The following is a 24,112-nucleotide window of genomic DNA, read 5'->3' on the forward strand; positions in this document are numbered from 1 at the left end:
ACTGCGCGCAGTCTCGGTTGCCCATTGAGTAATCCGTCAATTCGGCTTCAGCTCAATATCCCGAGCCACCTGCCCCAGCAAGGCATAGTCCGTGCGGGCCCGTTCAGTGGCCTGCTGCGACGTGTTCCCCACGATCACCCAGCCCAACTCCTTCAGCTTGCGCTGCATCTCGGCATCCTTGAGGCTGGCGACCATCGCACCCTGTATTTTTTCAACAACAGCGGGCGGGGTGCCCTTGGGTGCCGCCAGGCCGAACCACCCCGTCGGAACCAGTCCCGTGATGCCCAGCTCCTTGGCGGTGGGCACCTGGGGATAGCCGTCGAACCGATAATCGCTGGTGACGAACAACGCGGTCGTCTTGCCCGACGTGACATACGGAATTTGCGAGGCCGCGTTGTCCATCATCGAATCCACGTGTCCGCCCAGGATGTCGTTGACGGCGGGCGCGGCCCCCTTGTAACCCAGGATGCTCAGGTTCACCCCCGCCAACTTGGCGAAGGCCACCTGTGTCAGGTGTGCCTGAGTGCCGAGCCCGGCGTTCGCCGAAGAGAGGCCGCCGGGTTTCGTGCTGCTTAACGCCTTGAACGCCGCGTAATCCTGCGCCGGAAAATTCTTGCCCACGACGAAGACGAACGGGACTTCCACGGCGATCGAAATCTGCGCCAGGTCCTCGACGGGGTTGTAGCGCAGCTTGTAGATATGCGGATTGACCGCGATGGTGCCGCTTGCGCTGAGCAGCAGCGTATAGCCGTCGGGTGCGGCCCTGACGACATGCTCGGTGGCAATCGAGCCACCGGCGCCGGGTTTACCGTCGACGATCACGGGCTGCCCCAGTCGTTTGGACATGGCTTCCGCAAGCAGGCGGGTCATGGTGTCCGACGCCGATCCCGGCGCATAGGGGTAGATGATCGTGATCGGCTTGGCGGGGTAGGCGTCCGCCGCATGAACCGGCGTCAATCCCACCGACAACAACAATGCGGTGATGGCAGTGCAGAGGCGTGTCATTGTTTTCTCTCCCTACGAGCGGGTTGTGTGAATAATCTTTTGAATGATTGGAATGGCCATCGCGGCGTACCAGCTCAGTTCCGGCAACATGTCCCGGCGATACCAACCGGCCTCGTGCAGCAGGTTCAGCGATGCGATGGTCTGGCCGTCCCAGCGGACGGGCACGTTCACGGCGCTCTCGCAGCCTAGGGAATGAATGAGCTCGTGGTCTGGAAACGCGCGCATGCACTCCGCGCGGTCCACGCAAATTCGTGCCTGTCCGCCCAACACGACAGAAGCGAAGAACTCGCTGTCCTCGCGGATGGGCTTGGCGCCGCCCGGCGGATAAGCCCCGGGTTGGCTTGAGAAATACCGCAGGCTCTGCTCCGCCTGCCGGTCCAGCACCAGCACCGTGAACAGCCGATAACCGATTCGGGTGGCAAGTGCCGTGGCCAGCGCCTGCAGGCCGCGCTCGGGCTGGGGTGCGGCGGCCAGGCCGTGCGCCATGTCGCTTAACGGCAGCGCCGGGGCCATGTGTTCTGTTGAGTTCGTCACCGCTTGCCCTCGTCTATCGGGAAAGGCATTTTGGCCGCCAAGGGCCATAAGGCGCTAATGAATAAAGCTGAGAGATCCATTACCATTTCCGCATGGACGCCCCCTCGATCGACCCGCCCTGGACCCGCCGGCTCAAGCTTCGCCATCTGCAAGTGCTGGCGGCGCTGGAAAGCGCGCGCAGCGTCACCGGCGCCGCCAAAGCCATGCACATGACGCAGCCCGCGCTCTCGCACTGGCTCAGCGACATGGAAGATCTGGTCGGCACGCCGCTGTTCCTGCGTGGCCGGTCGCTTGAACTGACGGAGGCGGGGGGTGCGCTCTGGCGCTACGCGTGCCGCGTCTTGGGAGACACCGCGCGCACCGGCGAGGAGATCGAAGCGGTCAAAGGCGGCGTGGCCGGCCATCTGCATATCGGCACCATTCTCTCCGCGGCGCCCGTCTTGCTGCCGCGCGCCATCGCCGCGCTGCACCAGCGTTCGCCCAATGTGCAGATCGAACTGATCGAGGGCTTGCTCGAACCCCTGATCGAGCGCGTCGAACGGCGCGAAATCGACCTCATCATCGGGCCGTTGGATGTGCGCGCAAGCCGCTCTGGCCTGTGCACCGAATGGCTGATGACAGACACCTTCAGCGTGGTGGCCAGGCGCGGGCATCCGCTGGCGGAACTGGATGCGCCTTGCTGGGAGGACACCCAGCGTTATCCGTGGATCTTGCCGCCGCTGGGCACGCTGTCGCGCGGGCGGCTGGATCAGGCCGTGGTGGATGCGGGCATGCCGCCCCCGAAGCCGTCCGTCGAGACCAGTTCGCTGGTTGCCCTGTTGTCGATGCTGCAAGACCGTGATTACATCGCCACCTTGGCGAGTTCCGTCGCGCACATGTACGAACGGCTTCAGCTCATCAGCATCGTGCGCGCGCCATCCCGCCTGGAGTTTGGCCCCATCGGCATGTTGTGGGCGGCCGACTCGCCCAGCATCGTGCTGCCGGCCTTGCGTGAAACGCTGCGCCAGGAAGCGCAGGGCACCTCCCAGGGCAGCACCGCCAACGACGCCGCTACTTGACCGTCGCGTACTCGAGCGTCTTGGGCGTGTGGGTCAGCACGCGTGGCGTGCTCCCCACTACCACCGTGTCATCCAGGCGGAAGCCGCCGATGCCATAGGCGTAGATGCCCGGCTCCGCCGAATACACCTCGTTGTCCAGCAGCGGCCGCTGGTTGAAGGCCATGTCTTCCGGGTATTCGTGGTGAATGATGCCCACGGCATGCCCCGTGCGATGGCGTATGAAGTCCGCGTAGCCAGCCTTCTCGATCTCGGCCTGCGCGGCCGCGTCGATCGCGCAGACGGGGTTCCCGGTGCACGCGGCGGCAATGGCCGCCTCGTTCGCCGCCTTGGCCGCCGTCCACAACCGCACTTGCTCGGCCGAAGGCGTGCCGCAGAACCAGGTGCGCTCGTTCTCGATCGTCAGGCCGTTCAAGCGCGGAATGACGATGTTCACCAGCACATCGCCTTCCTTGATCCGCGCGCCGCATGACGCGCCGTCGCCATGCGGCGAGGCCGACGCGGGGCCGCTCAAGGTCCAGCAGCGGATCACCTCGAAATGCTCGCCCGGGAAGCGCTCGGCAGCCTCCTGCACGAACAGCGACGCCATGGCGAAGTCCAGCTCCTGCACCAGCCGGCCCGGCCGGATGTTCTCGCGGTAGCGGTCCTGAATCCAGTCGGAGATGGACGCGGCGGCCGCCATCACGGCAAGCTCTTCATCGTGCTTCTGCCAACGCAGCGCGCGGCACTCGGGGGTCGCGTTGCGCAACACGACTTCGGGCAGAAAGCGCCCCAACTGCGCCAGCACCGGGCTGCCGCCTTCGACGGCGATGCGCGACCGCGCCAGCCCGGCGGCCTTCAACCGTGCCGCCAACACCTCGGGCAGCTGCGTAATCAAAGGCAGCCGGTTCTGCACGCGCGGATGCTCGGCGTAATAGGTGATGTCGGTGATCCAGACCTTGCCCTGTTCCTGCGAGAACTGCATGTGATGCGTGGACAGCTCGTTCATCACCAGGAAGGGCGTGCCGTTGCGCGGCACGACGGCAAAGATCGGCCGTTCCCAGGGCAAGACATCGGTGTGGAAATTGGTGGCGAACTGAAAGAAATCCGCCGACGTGAAGATGACGGCATCGACGGCCAGCTCGTCCATCATGGACGTCATCTTGTCGAATCGGTATTGCCAGACAGCCTGGGTAAGTTTGGGCATGGTGTGTCCTTTGTCGTGGTTTCAGTCGTTGCTCAGGCCCAGCTGGCGAATCAGCGGACCCCAGGTGGCGCTATCGCGTTCGGTCCATTCGCCCACGGTCTCGGGCGACGAGGGCAGGGGCTCAAGCTGTAGCTCCTGCAGGCGGGCCTTGACCGCGGGGTCGTCAAAGAAGCGCCGAGTCTCGGCGTTGAGCCGCGCGATGGCCTGCGGCGGCGTGCCCTTGGGCGCCACCAGCGCGTACCAGCCCGGCATCGGAAAATCCTTGAAGCCCAGTTCGGCAAGCGTCGGCACGTCCGGCACGCTCGCCGCACGCTTGCTGCCGACCACGGCCAACGGAACCACCTTGCCCGCATTGGCCTGCACCGCGCCCGTGTTCAGCACGTCGGCCATCACCTGGGTCTGATTGGCCATCACGCTGGTCAGCCCGGCGGCCGCGCCGTTGTACGGAACATGCGTGAGCTTCATGCCCGTCTTCTGCGCCAACATTTCCACGACCAGATGGGTGGAATTGCCCTTGCCCGCCGACGCGAAATTCAGCGACTCGGGTTCGGCCTTGGCGCGGGCGACCAGTTCATCCAACGAACGGATGCCCGTCTGCGTGCCGGCGACGAGCAGGAAGGGCGTATTCACCAACAGGCTGACGCCGTCGAAGTCCCGCGCCGGCTGATACGGCATGTTCTTGTACATATGCGGGTTGAAGGCAAGGTACGACACGCCGCTGACCAGCACCGTATACCCATCGGCCGGCTGCTTGGCGACGTAGCTTGACGCCAGGATGCCGTTGGCGCCCGGCCGGTTCTCGACCACCACTGGCGTCTTGAGCTGCCGTGCAAGGTAGTCCGCCCACAAGCGGCCGATCACATCCGTGCCGCCGCCGGCGGCCTGCGGCACGACCAGCTTGATGGGCTTATCCGGATAGTCGGCGGCGGCACAAGCGCCGCCTGCGAAAAGCAGGCCCACGATCCCTGCCGCGACGCAGCGGGCGTGTCCCAGTAATGTCCTCAACATGTCATCCCCATGAATCATCAGATACGTCGCAAATGGACGGCGGCTTTTAAAGCCTGCGGAGGATTATGGGGAGATCGGACATGTACGCCCAATGAATAAACCTGAGGTTTCCATTAGCGTTTTGGTATGACACGGCGCCGCTTCGCGGCGACAATGAAATCAATCGCGTCATCCGTCCCGCCAAAAAACAAGGGCCGCGAAAGCGGCCCTTGTTGCTGACAATCTGGCGTAGGGATTTACGCCTTGCGCGCCTGCGCGATCAGCTTGTCCAGTTCGCTCAGCATCAGGTCGATCTCTTCCGCCGTCACGTTCAACGCCGGCATGAAGCGCAGCAAATTCGGACGCGGGGCGTTCAGCAGCAGGCCTTGCGGTTCCAGCTTGCGGGCGGCTTCGACAATCGCCGGACCATCATCGCGATCCATCACCAGCGCGCGCAACAGGCCCATGCCGCGCTCGCCCTTCATGCCGTACTTGGCCGACAGGGCCAGCAGGCCTTCGGACAGCTGCTTGGAACGCGCGTTGACGGCGTCCATGAAGCCCGGGGCGGCCAGTGCGTCAAACACGGCCACGCCCACGGCGGTGGTCAGCGGGTTGCCGTTGTACGTGCCGCCCTGGTCGCCGTGCGAGAACACGCAAGCGTCCTGGCGGGCCAGCAGCGCAGCCAGCGGCACGCCGCCGCCGATGCCCTTGGCCAACGTCATGATGTCGGGGATGACGTCGGAATGCTGGTAGGCGAACATCTTGCCGGTGCGGCCCATGCCGGTCTGCACTTCGTCGACGATCAGCAGCAACTGGTTTTCATCAGCCAGCTTGCGCAGGCCTTGCATGAATTCCTTGGTGGCCGGGATCACGCCGCCTTCGCCTTGCACCGGTTCCAGCATGATGGCGACGGTCTTGTCGTCGATCAGCTTCTTCACCGATTCCAGGTCGTTCAGTTCGGCCTTGGGGAAGCCTTCCACTTGCGGGGCAAACATCTTGTCCCAGCCCGGCTTGCCCGATGCGGACATCGTGGCCAGCGTGCGGCCGTGGAAGCCGTGGTTCATCGTGATGATCTTGTAGGCGCCGTTCTTCTTGACCTGGCCCCACTTGCGCGCCAGCTTGATGGCGCCTTCGTTGGCTTCGCCGCCGCTGTTGGCGAAAAAGACGCGGTCAAAGCAGGACGCGCCGGTCAGGCGTTGGGCCAGCTCGATCGAGGGGATGTTGTAGAACGCCGGCGACGGGTTCATCAGTTTTTGCGACTGTTCCACCAGCGCGCGCTGCATTTCCGGCGCGGAGTGGCCCAACGTGTTCACCGCCCAGCCCTGCACGAAGTCCAGGTATCGCTTGCCCGCGTGATCCTCCAGCCAGGATCCCTTGCCGCTAACGAACACGAGGTCCGGGCGGGAGGTGATCTCCATGAGGGTGTTGACGTTGAACTGGCTGAATTCCATGGCGGTTCCTGCGGGGTAAAAGGACAGGGATGAAGGGGAAACTTCAAGGGGGGAAGCGCGAAAACGCAAATGTAGCACCGACAGAGGGATGCTATCGTGACGCACCCCCCGCCGATCCGCCCCGGGCCGCCTCAAAAGGGCCGACTGCTCGGGCGCTCTATTTTATGCAAGTGGCGCGCTCCCGCGCGCCGCCCGTTGTCGCTTTTTACTGACCAATCATGAAACGTATCCTTTCCAGTCTTGCCGCCGGCCTGGCGCTGGCGGCGGCCGGCGCGCCGGCACATGCCGAATACCCCGAACGCCCCATCCGCCTGATCGTGCCGTTCCCGCCCGGACAAGCCACCGACATATTCGCCCGCGCCCTGGCTGAAAAGCTGGGCGCCGCCGTCAAGCAGCCGATCGTGGTGGAAAACCGCGCAGGCGCCGGCAGCAACATCGGCATGGAGCAGGCCGCGCGCGCCACGCCCGATGGCTACACGCTGGTCATCGCGGGCTCTGCCGCTGCGGTCAACCAGACGCTGTACAAAACCATCAACTACAGCCTGACCAAGGATTTCGCGCCGGTGTCGGGCGTGTTCTCGGTACCGTTGATGTTCCTGGCCACGCCGGCGTCCGGCATCACCTCGCTTAAGCAATTGGTGACGCAAGCGCGCGCCAATCCGGGCGAACTGGCCTACGCCAGCGCCGGTATCGGCGGCACGCAGCACCTGTCGGCGGAAATGTTCAAGGCCGCGGCCGATATCGACATCCGCCACATCCCCTACAAGGGCAGCGGCCCGGCCCAGGCCGATTTCCTGGGCCACCAGGTGCCGCTGATGGTGGACTCCGTCACTGCGGGCCTGCCGCACGTGCAAAGCAAGAAGGCCGTGCCGTTGGCCGTGACGACAGCCAAGCGCCTGCCGCAGCTGCCGGAGGTTCCAACCGTGGCCGAATCCGGCTACCCCGGCTTCGAGGCCATCGGCTGGGCCGCCGTGCTGGCTCCGCGCGACACGCCGCCGGCCGTCACCGCCTACCTCAGCAAGCAGATCGGCCATGCGCTGGGCTCCCCGGAAATGCAGAAATTCCTGCGCGACCGCGGCGCCGAACCCATGCCCCTGACCCCCGAAGGCACCGGCACATTCATCGCCAGCGAAGTCGAAAAGTGGGGCAAAGCCGTCAAGCAGTCCGGCGCCCAGGTGGACTAAAGATCCAGGATCAAGACTTCCGCTGCCCGTCGCACCGGCAGCCGCCGGTCGCAAAAGCCGTCCCCGTGAAAAAGGGGACGGCTTTTTTCACGGCGATTGAGCGGATTTTCTGGATGATCCATCCAGCCCTGGGTGGTTTATCGCCGGGATGCGCTTGCCTAAGCTCTACGCTCCAATGACTTGTGTAGGGGATTTTCCATGGCAGACCATTCCATCAAGGGCAAAGTCGCATTGATCGCCGGCGGCGCCAAGAACCTGGGCGGGCTGATCGCGCGCGACCTGGCGCAGCATGGCGCCCGCGCCGTGGCGATCCACTACAACAGCGCCGCGTCCAAGGCCGATGCCGATGCGACCGTTGCCGCGATCCAGGCGGCTGGCGCCAAAGCGGTCGCGCTGCAAGGCGACCTGACCACCGCCGCCGCCGTCGAAAAGCTGTTCACCGACGCCGTCGCCGCCGTGGGCCGGCCGGACATTGCCATCAACACTGTCGGCAAAGTGCTGAAGAAGCCCTTCACCGAGATCAGCGAGGCGGAATACGACGAGATGACCGCCGTCAACTCCAAGACCGCCTTCTTCTTCTTGCGCGAAGCAGGCCGCCACGTGAACGACAACGGCAAGGTCTGCACGCTGGTGACGTCGTTGCTGGGCGCGTTCACGCCGTTCTATGCCGCCTATGCGGGCACGAAGGCGCCTGTCGAGCACTACACCCGCGCCGCGTCCAAGGAGTTCGGCGCACGCGGCATTTCCGTCACCGCCGTCGGCCCCGGTCCGATGGATACGCCGTTCTTCTACCCGGCCGAAGGCGCCGACGCCGTGGCGTATCACAAGACCGCCGCCGCGCTGTCGCCGTTCAGCAAGACCGGGCTGACCGACATCGAGGACGTGGTTCCCTTCATCCGCCATCTGGTCAGCGACGGCTGGTGGATCACCGGCCAGACCATCCTGATCAACGGCGGCTATACGACGAAGTAAGCAGCCCGGCCTGCGCAAGGTTCCTTTTGGTCTGGGCGGGGTTCCTTATAGTATTGACGGGCCCAACACTCTTACCTGCCGTTATCCACAGGGCGATCCGCCCGTGGGCGGCAGGGGATGCCAAACGCATGGACCGCTTCGATCAGTACCGCGTGTTCGCCCAAGTCGCCGACATGGGCAGTTTCATCAAGGCCGCCAACGCCCTGGAGGTGCCGCGCGCGTCGGTCTCCGCTGCCATTCAGCAATTGGAGACGCAGTTGGGCGTGCGCTTGCTGCATCGAACGACGCGGCAGGTACGGCTGACGGCGGACGGCGAACAATTGCTGGAACGCGTCCGCCCGCTATTGGCGGAAGTGGAAGACATCGACCAGCTGTTCCACGCCGGACAGCGCCAGGTGTCGGGCCGGCTCAGCATCGATGCGCCCAGCCGCGTCGCGCGCCGGCTGATCGCGCCCGCGCTGCCGGGCTTGCTGCGCCGCCATCCTCGCCTTGAACTCGTGCTCAGTTCGACCGACCGCGCCATCGACCTGGTGCAGGAAGGGGTGGACTGCGCGGTGCGCATCGGCGCGCTGGACGACAGCAGCCTGGTCGTGCGGCCGCTGGGGCATATCGCGTTGATCAATTGCGCAAGCCCGGACTATCTGCGCGAACAGGGCGAACCGCGCTTGCCCGATGACTTGTCGGAGGGGCATTGGTCCGTGGGCTACGCGTCGCCGAAAACCGGCCGGGAACTGCCCTGGGAGTATCTGGCGGAAAGCGGCGCCGGGCAGGTGGCGCGCGTGCCCGCCCGCGTGGTGGTGAACAACGCCGAAAACTACATCGCCTGCTGCCTTGCCGGGCTGGGGCTCATCCAGATTCCCCGTTTCGATGTGCAGCACCTGCTGGATGCCGGCAAGCTCATCGAGGTCATGCCGGGCTGGCGCCCGGCGCCGATGCCGGTGTCGCTGCTGTACCCCCACCGGCGCCAGCGCTCGCGCCGCCTGGCCGTCTTCCACGACTGGTTCGCCGCCCTGATGCAGCCCCATCTGGAGGGTTGAGCCGGCGCCAGCGGCGCGACCCAAACCGGTGCCGCGCATGCCCGCATCCGAAGCGTCCGCCGCACCAAAGCGGGGCGCCGTCAGCCCGGTTTCCGGCGCCTGCTTGGCGGGCGCGAAATGGCACGGAACTTGCTTTTCCAGTTTTGTATACCGAATCGGTGTGCAACGCATTGGCCCGTCCCGGGCGGTGCGCGCCCTGGAGAGTGCTCATGAACCGTAGAACCCTGTTGTTGTCTCTTTGCACCGCCGCCAGCCTGCTGGCCGCGCCGCTGACGCACGCCGACACGCTGGACGATATCGTCCGCGCGGGCACGATCAAGATCGCCGTGCCGCAGGATTTCCCGCCGTTCGGTTCGGTGGGCGCCGACATGAAGCCCCTGGGCTATGACATCGACACCGCGCAACTGATCGCCAAGCAATTGGGCGTGAAGCTGGAACTGGTACCGGTCACCAGCGCCAACCGCGTGCCCTACCTGCAGACGCGCAAGGTGGACCTGGTGATCTCCAGCCTGGGCAAGAATGCCGAACGCGAGAAGGCCATCGATTTTTCGGATGCCTATGCCCCGTTCTTCAACGGCGTGTTCGGCCCGGCCGACCTGAAGGTGTCGTCGGCGGCCGACCTGGCCGGCAAGACCATCGGCGTCACGCGCGGCTCGGTGGAAGACATCGAACTGTCGAAGATCGCCCCCGAATCCGCCACGCTCAAACGCTACGAAGACAACAACGGCACCATCACGGCCTTTCTGTCGGGTCAGGTGCCGATGATCGCCACGGGCAACGTGGTTGCCGCGGCCATCCTGGCGCGCAATCCGGCCAAGAAACCGGAAACCAAGTTCCTGATCAAGAATTCGCCGTGCTACATCGGCCTGAACAAGGACGAGCCCAAGCTGCGCGCCAAGGTCAACGACATCCTGGCCGCCGCCCGCCGCGACGGCTCGCTGTCCGCGATTTCGCAGAAGTGGCTGGGCGCTGAACTGCCCAAGGACCTGTAAGCCCCGACGGCGGCCATCATGGCTTACCAATACGATTTCGGCGCGGTCTTCGATTACACGCCGGTGCTGGTCAAGGGCATCGGCGTCACGGTCGAATTGATCGCGTTCGGCGCGGTGGCCGGCGTGGCGCTGGGCATCGCCTGCGCCTGGGTCCGCACGCAGGGCCCGGCCTGGCTGCGCGCGCCGGTGGCGGCCTATGTCGAGGTGATCCGCAACACGCCCTTCCTGATCCAGCTGTTCTTCGTGTTCTTCGGCCTGCCGTCGCTGGGCGTGCAACTGGGCGAAATGCAGGCCGCCTGCCTGGCGATGGCGCTGAACCTGGGCGCCTACAGCGCCGAGATCATTCGCGCCGGCATCGACGCCACGCCCAAGGGCCAGTACGAGGCCGGCGCCAGCCTGGCGATGACACGCTTCCAGGTGTTCCGGCATGTGGTACTGAAACCGGCGCTACAGCGCATCTGGCCGGCGCTGTCGTCGCAGATCGTGATCGTGATGCTGGGGTCGGCGGTGTGTTCGCAGATCGCCGCCGAAGACCTGACCTTTGCCGCCAACTTCATCCAGTCGCGCAATTTCCGCGCGTTCGAGGTGTACCTGATCACCACCGGCATCTATCTGGCGTTGGCCATCCTGCTGCGCCAGCTGCTGCGCCTGGCCGGACGGCGCCTGTTCCGCAAGGCGGCAAGATGATTGAATTCACCCCCTGGGACATCGTCCGCAACCTGCTGTTGGCCGCGCGCTGGACCGTGGCGCTATCGCTCGTGGCGTTTGTCGGCGGCGCGCTGATGGGCGTGCTGGCGTTGATGATGCGGACCTCGCGCGTGGCCGCAATGCGGCGCGTCAGCTGGGCCTATATCGAACTGTTCCAGGGCACGCCGCTGTTGATGCAGCTGTTTCTGGCGTTCTTCGGCCTGTCGCTGCTGGGCGTGGAAGTGCCGCCCTGGCTGGCCGCCGGCGCGGCGCTGACATTGTGGTCGGGCGCCTTCCTGGCCGAGATCTGGCGCGGCTGCGTCGAGGCCATCCCGAAGGGCCAATGGGAGGCGTCGGCCAGCCTGGCGCTGGGCTACGTTCAGCAGATGCGCCATGTGGTGCTGCCGCAAGCGTTGCGCATCGCCATCGCGCCCACCGTGGGCTTCGCCGTGCAGATCGTCAAGAGCACCGCGCTGACGTCCATCATCGGGTTCACGGAGCTGTCCAAGGCCAGCACCGTCATCACCAACGCCACCTTCAGTCCCTTCACCGTCTATGCCTGCGCCGCGCTGATCTACTTCGCGCTGTGCTGGCCCCTGTCGCGCCTCAGCCTCCGGCTGGAAAGGAAGTTGCATGCCCCTCATCGCCCTTGAAGACGTCCGCAAGAAATTCGGCGACAACGAAGTCCTGAAGGGGGTGACGCTACGCGTCGAACCCGGCGAGGTCATCGCCATCATCGGCAAGAGCGGCTCGGGCAAGAGCACGCTGCTGCGCTGCGTGAACGGACTGGAACAGATCGACGGCGGCGCCATCATGGTGGCCGACGCGCAACTGGGCGACGACGAGTTGCGGTTGCGCGCGTTGCGGCTGAAGGTGGGCATGATCTTCCAGCAGTTCAACCTGTTCCCGCACCTGACGGTGGGGCGCAACGTGATGCTCTCGCCCATGGTCGCCAAGCGCATGCCAGAGGCGCAGGCGGCCGACATGGCGCGCGCCATGCTGACGCGCGTGGGCCTGGCGCACAAGTTCGATGCGTGGCCCGAGGAACTGTCCGGCGGTCAGCAACAGCGCGTGGCCATTGCGCGCGCACTGGCGATGCAGCCGCTGGCCCTGCTGTGCGACGAGATCACGTCCGCGCTGGACCCCGAACTGGTGAACGAAGTGCTGTCGGTGGTGCGCGAACTGGCGGCCGACGGCATGACCTTGCTGATGGTCACGCACGAGATGCGCTTTGCGCGCGAAGTGTGCGACCGCGTCGTGTTCATGCATCAAGGCCGCGTGCACGAGATCGGCCCGCCCGAGGAATTGTTCTCGGCGCCCGCCACCCCCGAATTGCGGCAATTCCTGGGGATGACGAACCTGGCCGCTTGAATCGCAAGAGCGGCGCGCACGGCGCGCCCCGGCGGCCCACTGCGGTTCAGCGCGAGAAGCCGCGCGCCGCGATTTCCCAAATGTCTTCGACCACGCCATCGCGCACCACCACCAGCCCGTCATGCAGGTTGAAGGTGGGATCGACATGCGAAGGCACCAGGCGCAACACGCTGCCCAATGCGGGCGCCTGCGCCCCCGGCGCCACGCGCACCACGCCGTGCTCGTCGTTGATGGCCGCGTAGGTCAGGCCGTCTTCCTTGAACACCGCCGGCGGGCCGCATTCGGCGGTGGTGGACTTCAGCCCGGCATCCAGGATGACGCGGTCCGGGGCGGGCACGCTCATCACCGTGGACAGCACAAAGAGGCTGTTCTGGAACTTCAACGGGCCATCCCATTCATTGGCGCCGTAGTCGCCGTCCATGAACGCGTAGGAGCCGGCCTGCAGTTCCGTGAAGACGCCGCTTGCCGCGTCGAATTCCGCGCTGCCCGTGCCGCCGCCGGTGATGACGTCGCACGCGATGCCGCTTTCGCGCAGCAGTTGCGCGTACGACGCCGCGATGCGCGCCGCCTGCCGGCAGACCTGCGACCGCTCTTCGCGCGTGCGAAAGTGTTGCACCGAGCCGTGATAGGCCTGCAACCCCACGAAATTCACACCGGGCAGGTCGCGCGCCTGTTGCGCCAACGCCAGCACCAGGGCGTCGTCCGACACGCCGCAGCGGCCTTGCCCCACGTCCACTTCGACCAGCACGTCGATCTCGGCGCCAGCCTGCGCCATGGCCTGGGATATCTGCGCCAGATTTTGCGAATTGTCGACGCAGACGCTCATTTTGGCGGTGCGCGCCAATTGCGCCAGCAGGGCCAGCTTGGCGGGCCCCACCACTTCATTGCTGATGTGGATGTCACGAATGCCGGCCGCCACGAAGGGCAGGGCTTCGCTGACTTTCTGGCAGCAGATGCCGCGCGCGCCCAGCGCCAGCTGGCGCAACGCGATTTCCGGGCATTTGTGCGCCTTGGCATGCGGGCGCAACGCCACCTCATGGCGATCGGCCCAGGCCTGCATGGCGCGCAGGTTGGCCTCGAACGGCGCCAGGTCCAGCACCAGGCTGGGTGTGTCGACGCGGGCCAGAGGGTCGCCCGGTTGCGCGGGCGGGGGCAGCGCTATGCCGCGTATGACTTCCTGGGACATCAGGGTGACTCCGTTATCTGCACCGCATGGGACGTAAGCGCGTGATCGTGTAACCGCACGCCATAACCAAAGCATGACCGTCCATAACCCGAAGGACAATTCACCCCCAGGTAAACGATAGCCCCGTAACCATTGGCTACGGGACCCCTACATGCCAGAATTTCATCATAGAAATGGCCCCCAGGGGGAGGCCCGTTTTTGCGCTGGCAACCGCCCGCGGCAGGAACGACCCGACGCAAGACGTCACGTTGATAAACCCGTCACAAAGTCCCGGAGAAGCTCGCATGAAACTCAAGCATTGGATTACCGCCCTGACCGTCGCCGTCGCCGCGGTCGGCACCGTGGGTTCCGCACAGGCCCAGCAGTTCTTCCGCATCGGCACGGGAGGCACCGCCGGCACGTACTACCCGATCGGCGGCATCATCGGCAACGCGGTTTCGCAGCCCGGCAAGCTCATCGCCACGGCGGTGGCCTCCAACGGCTCGGTGGCCAACATCAACGGCATCATCGGCGGCTCGTTCGAAGCGGGTTTCACACAATCCGACGTTGCGTACTGGGCCTATAGCGGCACCGGCACCTTCGAAGGCAAGCCTAAGGCCCAAGACCTGCGCCTGATTTCCACTCTGTACCCGGAGAGCATCCACCTGGTGACGCGCAAGGGCGCGGGCATCAAGAGCGTGGCCGATCTGAAGGGCAAGCGCGTGTCCATGGACGAGCCGGGCTCCGGCACGCTGGTCGACGTGCGCCTGATCCTGGGCGCCTACGGCATGACCGACAAGGACATCAAGGCCGAATACCTGAAACCCAACCAGGCGGGCGACAAACTCAAAGACGGCGGACTGGACGCGTTCTTCTTCGTGGGCGGGGCGCCGGCCGGCGCCATCGCCGAATTGGCGTCCACGGGCAACATCGAACTGGTCCCGCTGGTGGGCCCCGAGATCGACGCGCTGCGCGCCAAGCAGGAGTTCTTCACGCCCGACGTCATTACCGCCAACACCTACCAGAACCTGCCGGAAGTGAAGACCATTTCGGTCAACGCGCAGATGGTCACGTCGGCCAAGATCCCCGACCAGACGGTCTATGACGTCACCAAGGCGCTGTACAGCGACGCCACGCGCAAGACGCTGGATTCGGGCCACGCCAAGGGCAAGCTCATCACCCGCGACAACGCCATCAAGGGCGCGGGCATCCCTTTCCATCCGGGCGCCGAGAAGTTCTACAAGGAAATCGGCTTGCTGAAGTAGGCCCCCCCTAGCGCCTTCGGCGCCTCCCCCAGGGGCGCCGCAGCGGACCGGCAAAGCCGGCTCCGCGCGGCCCGGATTGGTGGCGGCGGTGTTGTGCGAAGGGGTGGTTCTTGGCTGCAAGGGCCGGAAATGCATCTACCTGCGGCGTGTTTGCGCCGCGCTTGAGTAGGGCCGCCATGAGCGGCCCTGCTTGCTGAATCATCCTGAGAATCACGGCGATGGAAATAGACCACGAGAAAACCCAGAAGCTGGCGGAGAAGTACGACTCCGAGATCCGCTTCCGGCCGCTGGACAAGACGGCGACCTGGATCGTGTCGGGCCTGCTTGTCACGCTGTCGCTGTTTCATTACTACACGGCCGGCTTCGGCCTGCTGCGCGAAGCCACGCACCGGGGCGTGCACCTGGCGTTCGTGCTGAGCCTGATCTTCCTGGTGTTCGGCTTTTCAAAGTCGCACTACCAGCGCGAGCCGAAATCCACCTGGTTTTCGCCCGGCGGAATTCCGCTGTACGACTGGGTCATCGCCATCGCGCTGGCTTTGTCGGTGCTGTACATCCCCTACATATTCGAAGACCTGGCGTTCCGCGTCGGCAATCCAATGCCGATGGACGTCTTCATGGGATCGATCCTTTTGATCGGCCTGTTGGAAGCCACGCGCCGCGCCATGGGTTGGCCGTTGCCCATCATCGCGCTCGTCTTTATGGCCTACGCGATGTTCGGGCCCTACTTCCCAGGCTTGCTCAAGCATGCGGGCAACACCTGGCCGCAGATCGTCAACCACATGTATCTGACGAGCCAGGGCGTGTACGGCGTGGCGGTGGGCGTGGTGGCCACCTACGTGTTCCACTTCGTGTTGTTCGGCGTGCTGGCCACCCGCATCGGGTTGGGCCAGCTGTTCCTGGATGTGGCCTCCACCGTGGCCGGCCGCTATGCCGGCGGCCCCGCCAAGGTGTCCGTGTTCGGTTCGGCCATGTTCGGCATGCTGTCGGGCTCGTCGGTCGCCAACGCGGTGACCGTGGGGTCGCTGACGATTCCCGCGATGATCCGGGTCGGATATCCGCGGCACTTCGCGGCGGGCGTTGAAGCAGCAAGCAGCACAGGCGGGCAGATCACGCCCCCGATCATGGGGGCCGCGGCGTTCCTGATGATCGAGTTCCTGGGCATCCCGTATCAGCAGATCGCCATCGCCGGCATCTTCCCGGCCTTCCTGTATTTCTTTGGCATGTTCATGCAGGTGCACTTCGAAGCCAAACGCGAAGGCCTGCGCGGCCTCACGGCCGAAGAGATGCCCAAGCTCAAGCAGTCGTTCAAGATGCGCTGGCCGACGCTGATCCCGCTGTTCCTGCTGGTCGGCGTGTTGGCCAGCGGCCGCACGCCGTATCTGGCGGCGTTCGCGGGCATCACCGGCTGCATTCTGGTCGGTCTGCTGAACCCGTACCAGCGCCTGCGCTGGCGCGACCTGTACGAAGCCTTCGAGACCGGCGCCAAATACGCGCTGGCGGTGGGCGCGGCGGCCGGCGCGGTGGGCATCGTGATCGGGGTGGTGACCTTGACCGGCGTAGGCTTCAAGATCTCGTACATCGTGATCTCGGCCTCGCAGGCGATGGCCAGCGGCGCGGCCATGTTCATTCCCGACGCCATGGCCAATATGCAGACGCTGACGCTGTTGGCCGCGCTGATCATGACGGGCATCGTCTGCATCTTGATGGGCTGCGGCGTGCCGACCACCGCAAACTATCTGATCATGGTCGCCGTAGCCGCGCCCACGCTGGTGCAGCTGGGGGTGCAGCCGATCGCGGCGCACTTCTTCGTGTTCTATTTCGGCATCCTGGCCGACATCACGCCACCGGTTGCGCTTGCGGCCTACGCGGCGGCGGGCATGGCAGGCAGCGATCCCTTCAAGACAGGCAACACGGCGTTCAGGCTGGGCATCACAAAACTGATCGTGCCGTTCGTGTTCGTGTTTTCGCCGTCGCTGCTGATTTCGGTCCAGGGCTTCACCTGGTACGACTTCTTCGTGACGCTCGCCGGCTGCATGGTCGGGCTGGTGCTGCTGTCGGCGGCGTTCTCGCGCTACATGCTGGTGGGCATGAAAAGCTGGGAACGGTGGCTGTGCACCCTGGGCGCGCTGCTTACGATCATCCCGGGCCTGACCACCGGCCTGATCGGACTGGCCATCTGCATCCCCGTCTTCATCCGGCAGTTGGCGGAACTGAAGCTGGAGACCGCGGCCAAAGCGGCCTGACCTGAAAGGCGTGAAAAATAAAAGGGGCGGACTGCGGTCCGCCCCTTTTTATTTCGCCGAATCCCGTATTTTGGCAGCAAATCCCGGCAAAATAGGGGCCTGTATCCACAGGGTGACGACATACAACATTCCGCCTTTCCGCCGGTTGCCCGGCTAAATAAATCAGCGTAAAGTAAAATTCATGTTTGCTGGTCTGCCGATCTGCGGGCCGACTGTGCAAACAGGCACAAAACTGCGCCATATGTTCGATATCCTGGTTTATCTGTTCGAGAATTACTACACGCCGCAAGCCTGTCCTGCGGCCGATGTGCTCGCTAAGCGGCTTGCCGCCGCCGGTTTCGAGCACGAAGACATCGACGACGCCCTCGGCTGGCTGTACGGTTTGGCCGAGACCACGGAACGATGCGTCGACCTCGCTCAGGCTCCCACCTCGGGAACCCGGATCTACACCGACAACGAATACAGCCAGCTCGGCACCGAATCCATCGGCTTCATCGCCTTCCTGGAATCGGCCGGCGTGTTGCCGGCGCCGTTGCGCGAAATCGTCATCGACCGGGGCCTGGCTTCGCCGGAAACGCCCGTGCCGCTGTCCAAGATCAAGATCATCGCCCTCATGGTTCTCTGGAGCCAGGAAGCCGAGATCGACAACCTGGTCCTGGAAGAGCTGCTGGACGAAGAAGGCGTGCGGTTGCTGCATTGATGATCCTGCGCCGGGGCCCCATGCATTGGGGCCCGTTGCCGTTGCTGTGACCTACGTAGGCCGATTCGCCCCCAGCCCAAGCGGCCCGCTCCATGCGGGTTCACTTGTGGCTGCGCTGGCCAGTTGGCTGGATGCGCGCGCCCACGGCGGGCGCTGGCTGTTGCGCATGGAAGACGTAGACGTGCCCCGCACCGTGCCGGGCGCCGCCGACACCATCATGGCGCAGCTGGACGCGCTGGGCCTGCATTGGGACGGCGGCATCATGTGGCAGTCCCAGCGCAACGCGGCCTATCAGGCGGCTTTCGATACATTGGCTGCGCGCGGCCTGGTCTATGGCTGCGGCTGCACGCGCCGCGAAATCGCCGATTCGGCCTTGCGCGGCCAGACCCTGCCCGGCGCGGACGGCGAACGCCCGTACCCCGGCACCTGCCGCCACGGTTTGCCGGAAGGCCGCCAGGCGCGCGCCTGGCGCCTGCGCATTCCCGCTGGCGTCGAACACTTTGAAGATCGGTGGCTGGGACCGCAAGCGCAGGATGTGGCGCAGGCGGTGGGCGACTTCGCCTTGCGACGCGCCGATGGGCTATGGGCCTATCAGCTTGCGGTGGTGGTGGACGACGCCGAACAGGGCGTGACGGACGTGGTGCGCGGGGCCGACCTGCTCAGTTCCACGGCGCGCCAACGCGTGCTGGGGCGGCTACTGGGCCTGCCCCCCGTGCGCTACCTGCACGTGCCGCTGATTCTGGACCCCGCCAGCGGCCTGAAGCTGTCCAAGCAGAACGGGGCCCCCGCCATCGACATGCAAGCGCCCCTGGAGGCGCTGCAGCGCGCCTGGCGCGCCTTGGGATTTGCCGCCATGCCTGCCAGCGCCGACCGCGGCCAGTTCCTGCGCGAAGCCACCGCGCACTGGGCGCGGCGCTTTCCCTGAACCGACCCGGCGGCTATAGCGGCTGCAAGTCCGCGCCCAGCATCCGCACCAGCAGGGCCTCGCCGTTGTCGCCCACGCGCAGCTCGCCGTAGCGGGCAACCTCGTAGCGCTTGGCTTCGCCTTCCGGGAAGAACCACGCATTGGTCACGATACGCACGCCGCGGTCGCGAACGCGGTAGCGCAACGGCACCTCGGTATCCGCATGCGGATGCACATCGGGCTGAATGCGCAACGGCGTCGCGACCCCGCGCGCGTCGGTCCGAAGCATCACGTAGCCGTCGGGCTCGAAGCCCGGCAGGGTTTCGTCGTCGACCGGGCGGTCGCCGCCCAGCCGCAGGCGCGTGATGTCGCGGCTGGCCGCGAAGTCCAGCGCCATGTAGTCGCCCTGCATCAGCGAGCGCGGGTCCACCGGCGCCAGTTCCAGGATGACGACCTTGCCCGAGGCCAGCAGCTTTTCACGCTGCCAGATGCCGCCATTGGCCACCACCAGCACCAGCGCCAGGCCGCCCAGGATGGCCAGCGTGCGCCAGCGCAACGGCGCCGAAACCGGCGGCAGCGGGGCACGCCGGTCGGGCGATTGGGTGCGCATCAGCCGCGGCACCAGCCAGACCAGGCCGCGCAAGACGAACAGCAGCAAGGCGCCGCCGCCCAACCACAGCGCCTTTTGCAGCAGCGGCACATCCAGTTGGTAGTAGTACACGCCCAGGTAGGCCAGCAGACTCATCACGCCGAAGACGACCAGGCGCAGCTGGTTCAACCCAAAGCCCAGCAGCAGCCAGGCCAGCGCGAAACCCACGCCCGGGCTGGGCAGCCAGAAGCCGGCCAGGATCAGCAGCGCGATCGGCACGCCCCAGGTAACGCCGGCCGTCAACACATGACGGCGGGGCCAAAGCACCGCCATCGCCGCCGCGGCCGGCAGCAACGCGCCAGCCGTGACGAACAGGGCGCCCTGCGGATTCAGTTGCCACATGGCGGGCAGATGCAGGGCAGAGATCCCGCCCGCCAGCCACACCATGCCCTGCACCGACAGCAGGAGGGCCCAGGCCAGCGGCTGCAGCGCATGGTCTCGCTTGGCGCCGCCGCGATGGCTCATGATCAGGATCACGGCGGTGGCCCAGGCGCCGATCACGGCGATGGGCAGCCAGACGACGCTGGACAAGGCGGGATCGAAATCCAGCCATGCCTCCAGCAGGTCGTCGCGCATGAGCTGGGGGGACAAGCCGCGCCAGATCAGGCTGGCGCCGGCCCCCGCGATCAGCAGGCCGGACAGGAAACGCAGGATCACATCGGGGCCCAGCACATAGATGGCCGTGGCCATCAGCAGCACGAACACGCAAGCGCTGGTGAACGAGGTGGAATCGGACAAACCGTAAATGATCAGCAACTGCCCGGCGAAAGCCATGGCCGTGCCGCATTGCCGCCAGAAGGGGCCCGCGTCGCTGCGCAGCACCGCAACGCCGGCCCCGCACAGGACCAGCCCGGCCACCAGCGCGCCTTCTTCGGACGTGACGATGCCCGAGAAGCCCACGAAAACCAGCAGCAGCAGCGTGGCCAGCCAGGCGCTCAGGCCCAGCAGGCATTGCACGTACCAGGGGGGCTCGGCGTGCGGCGCGGCGGCGGGCGCCAACTGCGCCACGGGCGCGCCCGAATCGGCGGGCTCCACGGCATTGCCGGCCGATGCCGAAGCCGGCTCGGCGTCGGCGGCGGCGGGCCCTGCCGCGCGAGGTTCGGCCGCCAGCTTGCGCAGCCAGCGCGCCGCCAGCACAGCTTCGGCCATCAGCAAGGCCGCCAGCGGCAGCGCGGCCCACACGCCGGGCTCCAGGCGCAGCAGCCATTCACCAACGAATCGCAGCGACACGCAGATGACGCCAGCGGCCAGCATGGCCAGGATGACCAGGTCGCGCCGGACCCGCTGATAATAAAAGCCTAGCCCCGCTGTCACGGCGAGCCACGCAATGCCGCTGAACCCTTGCTCGCGGCCGAAGAAAAAGCCGACGAACATCAGGGCCATGACCAGCGCGCTGATGACCAGGGCCGCCAGGATGCGCGGGCCGATCAGCGTGCTGGCGCGCCAGCGGTGCGCGGCGAGCTCCCAGCCCAGCAGCAACACCAGGTTCAGCGCCGCCATGACAAGGCTGACAGTGTCCGATCCGCCAAACACCGACAGCCACGAGAACATCCGTTCGCCCAGCCACAACGTGGCCGCCACGTTCAGTACCAGTACCCACAGCAACCACACCGCCTGGCTGGCCGCAGCCAGTGCCCACGGCAGCAGCAAGACCGCCCACCAGGCGAACAATTCCCAGGTATCGGCGCCAGTCTGGTAAGTTTGGCCTAATAACGCGAGCAAGGCGCCGAGCAAAATGCCGGCCAAAGCCAGAAGCGCGCCAGGGATGCTGCGCCGTACGCCGGGGGTGCCCCGAAGGCGCAATCCGGCCCAGGCGGCAGCCAGCGCGGAAACCACCAGCAGGCCTTGCGTGCCGGCGAAGCGCTGCACTTTTGTCATGTCCTGCCAGTTGGCGGCCACCCAGCAAATCGCAGCGCTGCCAAGCAGTAAAACGCCTAGCCAAAGGGTGCTTCGCGCCAGGAATTGGCGCCAAGCGTGCAGTTCGGATCCCGCTTGTCTTTCAGTGCCGACTTGCATCTGGCGAATCTCCGATCTTATTATCCGCGCTACTAAGGCGGGACTACCGCCACTGGATACACATGAATAAAACGCTGATTATTGCCGAGAAGCCCTCGGTGGCCCTTGATATATCACGCGCCTTGGGAGGCTTTGCGCGCGAGGGCGACTATTTTGAAAGCGAACGTTACGTACTGGCGTCCAGCATCGGCCACTTGCTGAGCTTGGTCGCGCCCAACGATCCGGTCAAGGGGAAGTGGAGCTTCACGCACCTGCCCGTGATTCCGCCGGAATTCGAACTCGGCCCCACCGACAAGAAGTCGGCCGAACGCCTGAAGCTGCTGGTCCGCCTGGCCAAGCGCAAGGATGTGGATTCGATCATCAACGCCTGTGACGCGGGACGCGAGGGCGAACTGATCTTCCGCTACATCATTCAGTATGCGGGCGTGAAAAAACCGATCCAGCGCCTGTGGCTGCAATCGATGACGCAGGCCGCCATCCGCGAAGCCTTCGCCAACCTGCGCGACGACGTGCAGCTCAAGCCGCTGGAAGCCGCCGCCCGCTCGCGCGCCGAAGCCGACTGGCTGGTCGGCATCAACGGCACGCGCGCCATGACCGCCTTCAACAGCAAGGACGGCGGCTTCTTCAAGACGCCGGTGGGCCGCGTGCAGACGCCCACGCTGGCGATCGTGGCCGAGCGCGAAGAGCGCATCCGCCGCTTCGTGCCGCGCGACTACTGGGAAGTGCGCGCCACCTTCATCGCGGCCGCCGGCCTGTACGAAGGCCGCTGGATCGACCCGCAATTCAAGAAAGACGACCGCGACCCGGAAAAACGCGAATCGCGCCTGTGGTCGGCCGCCGCCGCGCAAAGCGTGGTGGCCGCCTGCCGCGACCAGCCGGGCAACGTCACGGAAGAATCCAAGCCGTCGACCCAGATGTCGCCGGCCCTGTACGACCTGACGTCGTTGCAGCGCGAGGCCAACGGCCGTTTCGGCTTTTCGGCCAAGACCACGCTGTCGCTGGCCCAGACCCTGTACGAACGCCACAAGGCGCTGACCTACCCGCGTACCGATTCCCGCTACCTGCCCGAGGACTACATCACCACGGTGCAGGAAACGATGCGTGCGCTGGCCAAGGGCGGCTCGAACGCCGTGGGCGGCCTGTCGCGCCACGCGGACACCGTCGTCAGCCAGCAGTGGGTGAAGCCAAACCGCCGCATCTTCGACAACAAAAAGGTGTCGGACCACTTTGCCATCATCCCCACGCTGCAGATCCCGCATGACCTGAGCGAAGCCGAGGCCAAGCTGTACGACCTGGTGCTCAAGCGCTTCCTGGCCGTGTTCTTCCCGGCCGCCGAATACCGCGTCACCACGCGCCTGACCGAAGTGCAGGGGCATCGCTTCCGCACCGACGGCAAGGTGCTGGTCACCCCGGGCTGGCTGGCCGTCTACGGCAAGGAAGCCCAGGGCGAAGACGCCAACCTGGTGCCGGTTGCCGATGGCGAAACCGTGCGCACGGAAGACGTCGAAGCCGTGGGCCTGTCGACCAAGCCGCCCGCCCGCTTCAACGAAGGCACCTTGCTGTCCGCCATGGAAGGCGCCGGCAAGCTGGTGGACGACGAAGAACTGCGCGAAGCCATGTCCGAACGCGGCCTGGGCACGCCGGCCACCCGCGCCGCCATCATCGAAGGCCTGCTGAACGAGGTGTACCTGCGCCGCGAAGGCCGCGACCTGGTGCCCACCGCCAAGGCGCGTCAGCTGATGACGCTGCTGTCCGGCCTGGACGTCACCGAACTGACGTCGCCTGAACTAACGGGCGAGTGGGAACACAAGCTCAAGCAGATCGAGCAGGGCGGCCTGGGCCGCGAGGCCTTCATGCGCGAAATCGCGCAGATGACCCAGGTGATCGTCAAGCGCGCCAAGGAATACGAGCGCGACACGGTGCCGGGCGACTACGCCACCTTGCAGACGCCGTGCCCGAAGTGCGGCGCGGTGGTCAAGGAAAACTACCGCCGCTTCGCCTGCACGGCTTGCGATTTCTCGATCGGCAAGCACCCGGGCGGCCGCACGTTCGAACTGCCGGAAGTCGAAGAGCTGCTGGCCAAGCGCGAGATCGGTCCGCTGCAGGGCTTCATCAGCAAGATGGGCCGGCCGTTTGCCGCCATCCTGCGCATCAGCGATGAATACAAGCTGGAATTCGACTTCGGCCAGAACGACGAGGACGACGCCGAAGCCGTGGACTTCTCGGGTCACACGCCGGTGGGTCCGTGCCCGAAATGCCAATCGCGCGTGTTCGAACACGGCATGAGCTACGTCTGCGAAAAGTCCGTGGGCCCCGAAAAGAGCTGCGACTTCCGCTCGGGCAAGGTCATCCTGCAGCAGGAAATCTCGGCCCAGCAGATGGGCAAGCTGTTGACCGATGGCCGCACCGACCTGCTGGAAGGCTTTGTGTCCAGCCGCACCAACCGCAAGTTCAAGGCGTTCCTGGTGCGCCAACCGGACGGCAAGGTCGGCTTCGAGTTCGAGCCGCGCCCCGAAAAGCCGGGCCGCGCGCCGGGCAAGACGGCGGCAAAGACGGCCACGAAGACCGCCGCGAAGAAGGCGCCGGCCAAGAAGGCCGCGGTCAAGAAGACCGCCACGAAGACCGCGACCAGAACAGCGACAAAAACAGCCGCCAAGAAGGCCGTGAAGAAGGCCGCCCCCAAGAAAACGGCATCGTAGGCGGGTTGCG

At 65.6% G+C, this 24,112-nt stretch carries 20 protein-coding genes; 13 read left to right on the forward strand and 7 right to left on the reverse strand.

The genetic code is table 11. The features are described 5' to 3' along the window. Nucleotides 1-36: 36 nt before the first annotated feature. Together CQ050_RS24510 and CQ050_RS24515 are read right to left on the reverse strand one after the other, a co-directional pair. Nucleotides 37-1,005, reverse strand: a complete 969-nt coding sequence (locus tag CQ050_RS24510; RefSeq protein WP_105559410.1) for a tripartite tricarboxylate transporter substrate binding protein — start codon at nt 1,003-1,005, stop codon at nt 37-39. A 12-nt stretch (nt 1,006-1,017) separates the two neighbouring features. Beyond that, a complete protein-coding gene (locus tag CQ050_RS24515) occupies nt 1,018-1,539 on the reverse strand; it encodes a GAF domain-containing protein (protein WP_233214277.1) in 522 nt (173 codons plus the stop codon). 92 nt (nt 1,540-1,631) lie between these two features. Here CQ050_RS24515 and CQ050_RS24520 point away from each other — a divergent pair, with 92 nt between their 5' ends. Beyond that, nucleotides 1,632-2,597 (forward strand): LysR substrate-binding domain-containing protein, encoded by a 966-nt coding sequence (locus tag CQ050_RS24520; RefSeq protein ID WP_105559412.1) that lies wholly within the window; start codon nt 1,632-1,634, stop codon nt 2,595-2,597. On the opposite strand, the gene CQ050_RS24525 is transcribed toward CQ050_RS24520, so the two are convergent. The 3 genes from CQ050_RS24525 to CQ050_RS24535 form a co-directional block, all read right to left on the reverse strand. Then, on the reverse strand, nt 2,590-3,780 hold the full coding sequence (locus CQ050_RS24525) for a Xaa-Pro peptidase family protein (protein WP_105559413.1): 1,191 nt from the start codon (nt 3,778-3,780) through the stop codon (nt 2,590-2,592). The genes CQ050_RS24520 and CQ050_RS24525 overlap by 8 nt on opposite strands. 21 nt (nt 3,781-3,801) lie before the next feature. Continuing rightward, complete coding sequence (locus tag CQ050_RS24530; protein ID WP_233214279.1) at nt 3,802-4,788, reverse strand: tripartite tricarboxylate transporter substrate binding protein; 987 nt, start codon at nt 4,786-4,788, stop codon at nt 3,802-3,804. A gap of 236 nt (nt 4,789-5,024) precedes the next feature. Further along, nucleotides 5,025-6,218, reverse strand: a complete 1,194-nt coding sequence (locus tag CQ050_RS24535) for an acetylornithine transaminase (protein ID WP_105559414.1) — start codon at nt 6,216-6,218, stop codon at nt 5,025-5,027. Between the two features lie 218 nt (nt 6,219-6,436). Between CQ050_RS24535 and CQ050_RS24540 the strand changes: the two genes are divergently transcribed. From CQ050_RS24540 to CQ050_RS24570, 7 genes are all read left to right on the forward strand, one after another. Next, nucleotides 6,437-7,402 (forward strand): tripartite tricarboxylate transporter substrate binding protein, encoded by a 966-nt coding sequence (locus CQ050_RS24540; protein ID WP_105559415.1) that lies wholly within the window; start codon nt 6,437-6,439, stop codon nt 7,400-7,402. A gap of 198 nt (nt 7,403-7,600) precedes the next feature. Continuing rightward, nucleotides 7,601-8,374, forward strand: coding sequence for an SDR family oxidoreductase (locus CQ050_RS24545; RefSeq protein WP_105559416.1), 774 nt, complete (start codon nt 7,601-7,603; stop codon nt 8,372-8,374). Between the two features lie 128 nt (nt 8,375-8,502). Beyond that, the gene (locus tag CQ050_RS24550; protein WP_105559417.1) at nt 8,503-9,411 is read left to right on the forward strand and encodes a LysR family transcriptional regulator; all 909 of its coding nucleotides are present in this window, start codon (nt 8,503-8,505) and stop codon (nt 9,409-9,411) included. 209 nt (nt 9,412-9,620) lie between these two features. Continuing rightward, the gene (locus tag CQ050_RS24555) at nt 9,621-10,403 is read left to right on the forward strand and encodes a transporter substrate-binding domain-containing protein (protein ID WP_105559418.1); all 783 of its coding nucleotides are present in this window, start codon (nt 9,621-9,623) and stop codon (nt 10,401-10,403) included. An 18-nt stretch (nt 10,404-10,421) separates the two neighbouring features. Beyond that, entirely contained in the window at nt 10,422-11,090 is a 669-nt protein-coding gene (locus CQ050_RS24560; protein WP_105559419.1) for an amino acid ABC transporter permease, read from the forward strand. After that, entirely contained in the window at nt 11,087-11,743 is a 657-nt protein-coding gene (locus CQ050_RS24565; RefSeq protein WP_105559420.1) for an amino acid ABC transporter permease, read from the forward strand. The genes CQ050_RS24560 and CQ050_RS24565 overlap by 4 nt, the downstream gene beginning before the upstream one ends. Next, entirely contained in the window at nt 11,724-12,461 is a 738-nt protein-coding gene (locus tag CQ050_RS24570; protein WP_105559421.1) for an amino acid ABC transporter ATP-binding protein, read from the forward strand. Before CQ050_RS24565 ends, CQ050_RS24570 begins: the two co-directional genes overlap by 20 nt. Before the next feature lie 46 nt (nt 12,462-12,507). On the opposite strand, the gene CQ050_RS24575 is transcribed toward CQ050_RS24570, so the two are convergent. Continuing rightward, nucleotides 12,508-13,647 carry a DSD1 family PLP-dependent enzyme gene (locus CQ050_RS24575; RefSeq protein ID WP_105559422.1) on the reverse strand — a complete coding sequence of 380 codons (1,140 nt, stop codon included), beginning with the start codon at nt 13,645-13,647 and terminating at the stop codon, nt 12,508-12,510. A gap of 284 nt (nt 13,648-13,931) precedes the next feature. Between CQ050_RS24575 and CQ050_RS24580 the strand changes: the two genes are divergently transcribed. From CQ050_RS24580 to gluQRS, 4 genes are all read left to right on the forward strand, one after another. Continuing rightward, the gene (locus CQ050_RS24580; protein ID WP_105559423.1) at nt 13,932-14,891 is read left to right on the forward strand and encodes a TAXI family TRAP transporter solute-binding subunit; all 960 of its coding nucleotides are present in this window, start codon (nt 13,932-13,934) and stop codon (nt 14,889-14,891) included. A gap of 218 nt (nt 14,892-15,109) precedes the next feature. Next, the gene (locus CQ050_RS24585) at nt 15,110-17,134 is read left to right on the forward strand and encodes a TRAP transporter permease (RefSeq protein WP_105559424.1); all 2,025 of its coding nucleotides are present in this window, start codon (nt 15,110-15,112) and stop codon (nt 17,132-17,134) included. 241 nt (nt 17,135-17,375) lie between these two features. Further along, nucleotides 17,376-17,834: a DUF494 family protein gene (locus CQ050_RS24590; protein ID WP_006227779.1), complete on the forward strand. Its 459-nt coding sequence runs from the start codon at nt 17,376-17,378 to the stop codon at nt 17,832-17,834. Nucleotides 17,835-17,880: 46 nt separating this feature from the next. Next, complete coding sequence (gene gluQRS, locus CQ050_RS24595) at nt 17,881-18,759, forward strand: tRNA glutamyl-Q(34) synthetase GluQRS (protein ID WP_199196921.1); 879 nt, start codon at nt 17,881-17,883, stop codon at nt 18,757-18,759. A 13-nt stretch (nt 18,760-18,772) separates the two neighbouring features. Here gluQRS and CQ050_RS24600 read toward each other — a convergent pair whose 3' ends face one another. Then, nucleotides 18,773-21,403 (reverse strand): GDYXXLXY domain-containing protein, encoded by a 2,631-nt coding sequence (locus CQ050_RS24600; RefSeq protein ID WP_105559425.1) that lies wholly within the window; start codon nt 21,401-21,403, stop codon nt 18,773-18,775. Nucleotides 21,404-21,465: 62 nt separating this feature from the next. On the opposite strand from CQ050_RS24600, the gene CQ050_RS24605 reads away from it, so the two are divergent. Further along, the gene (locus tag CQ050_RS24605; protein WP_105559426.1) at nt 21,466-24,102 is read left to right on the forward strand and encodes a DNA topoisomerase III; all 2,637 of its coding nucleotides are present in this window, start codon (nt 21,466-21,468) and stop codon (nt 24,100-24,102) included. Nucleotides 24,103-24,112: the final 10 nt, after the last annotated feature.

Origin of the sequence: Achromobacter sp. MYb9, from assembly GCF_002975275.1 — a bacterium.
Lineage (GTDB): Bacteria > Pseudomonadota > Gammaproteobacteria > Burkholderiales > Burkholderiaceae_B > Achromobacter.

Coding starts and splice junctions, on each gene's coding strand:
- CQ050_RS24605 (WP_105559426.1), top strand. CDS start 21,466: ATGAATAAAACGCTGATTATTGCCGAGAAGCCCTCGGTGGCCCTTGAT.
- CQ050_RS24555 (WP_105559418.1), top strand. CDS start 9,621: ATGAACCGTAGAACCCTGTTGTTGTCTCTTTGCACCGCCGCCAGCCTG.
- CQ050_RS24575 (WP_105559422.1), bottom strand. CDS start 13,647: ATGTCCCAGGAAGTCATACGCGGCATAGCGCTGCCCCCGCCCGCGCAA.
- CQ050_RS24560 (WP_105559419.1), top strand. CDS start 10,422: ATGGCTTACCAATACGATTTCGGCGCGGTCTTCGATTACACGCCGGTG.
- CQ050_RS24570 (WP_105559421.1), top strand. CDS start 11,724: ATGCCCCTCATCGCCCTTGAAGACGTCCGCAAGAAATTCGGCGACAAC.
- CQ050_RS24510 (WP_105559410.1), bottom strand. CDS start 1,005: ATGACACGCCTCTGCACTGCCATCACCGCATTGTTGTTGTCGGTGGGA.
- CQ050_RS24550 (WP_105559417.1), top strand. CDS start 8,503: ATGGACCGCTTCGATCAGTACCGCGTGTTCGCCCAAGTCGCCGACATG.
- CQ050_RS24565 (WP_105559420.1), top strand. CDS start 11,087: ATGATTGAATTCACCCCCTGGGACATCGTCCGCAACCTGCTGTTGGCC.
- CQ050_RS24590 (WP_006227779.1), top strand. CDS start 17,376: ATGTTCGATATCCTGGTTTATCTGTTCGAGAATTACTACACGCCGCAA.
- CQ050_RS24520 (WP_105559412.1), top strand. CDS start 1,632: ATGGACGCCCCCTCGATCGACCCGCCCTGGACCCGCCGGCTCAAGCTT.
- CQ050_RS24585 (WP_105559424.1), top strand. CDS start 15,110: ATGGAAATAGACCACGAGAAAACCCAGAAGCTGGCGGAGAAGTACGAC.
- CQ050_RS24530 (WP_233214279.1), bottom strand. CDS start 4,788: ATGTTGAGGACATTACTGGGACACGCCCGCTGCGTCGCGGCAGGGATC.
- CQ050_RS24580 (WP_105559423.1), top strand. CDS start 13,932: ATGAAACTCAAGCATTGGATTACCGCCCTGACCGTCGCCGTCGCCGCG.
- CQ050_RS24535 (WP_105559414.1), bottom strand. CDS start 6,218: ATGGAATTCAGCCAGTTCAACGTCAACACCCTCATGGAGATCACCTCC.
- CQ050_RS24540 (WP_105559415.1), top strand. CDS start 6,437: ATGAAACGTATCCTTTCCAGTCTTGCCGCCGGCCTGGCGCTGGCGGCG.
- CQ050_RS24545 (WP_105559416.1), top strand. CDS start 7,601: ATGGCAGACCATTCCATCAAGGGCAAAGTCGCATTGATCGCCGGCGGC.
- CQ050_RS24525 (WP_105559413.1), bottom strand. CDS start 3,780: ATGCCCAAACTTACCCAGGCTGTCTGGCAATACCGATTCGACAAGATG.
- CQ050_RS24600 (WP_105559425.1), bottom strand. CDS start 21,403: ATGCAAGTCGGCACTGAAAGACAAGCGGGATCCGAACTGCACGCTTGG.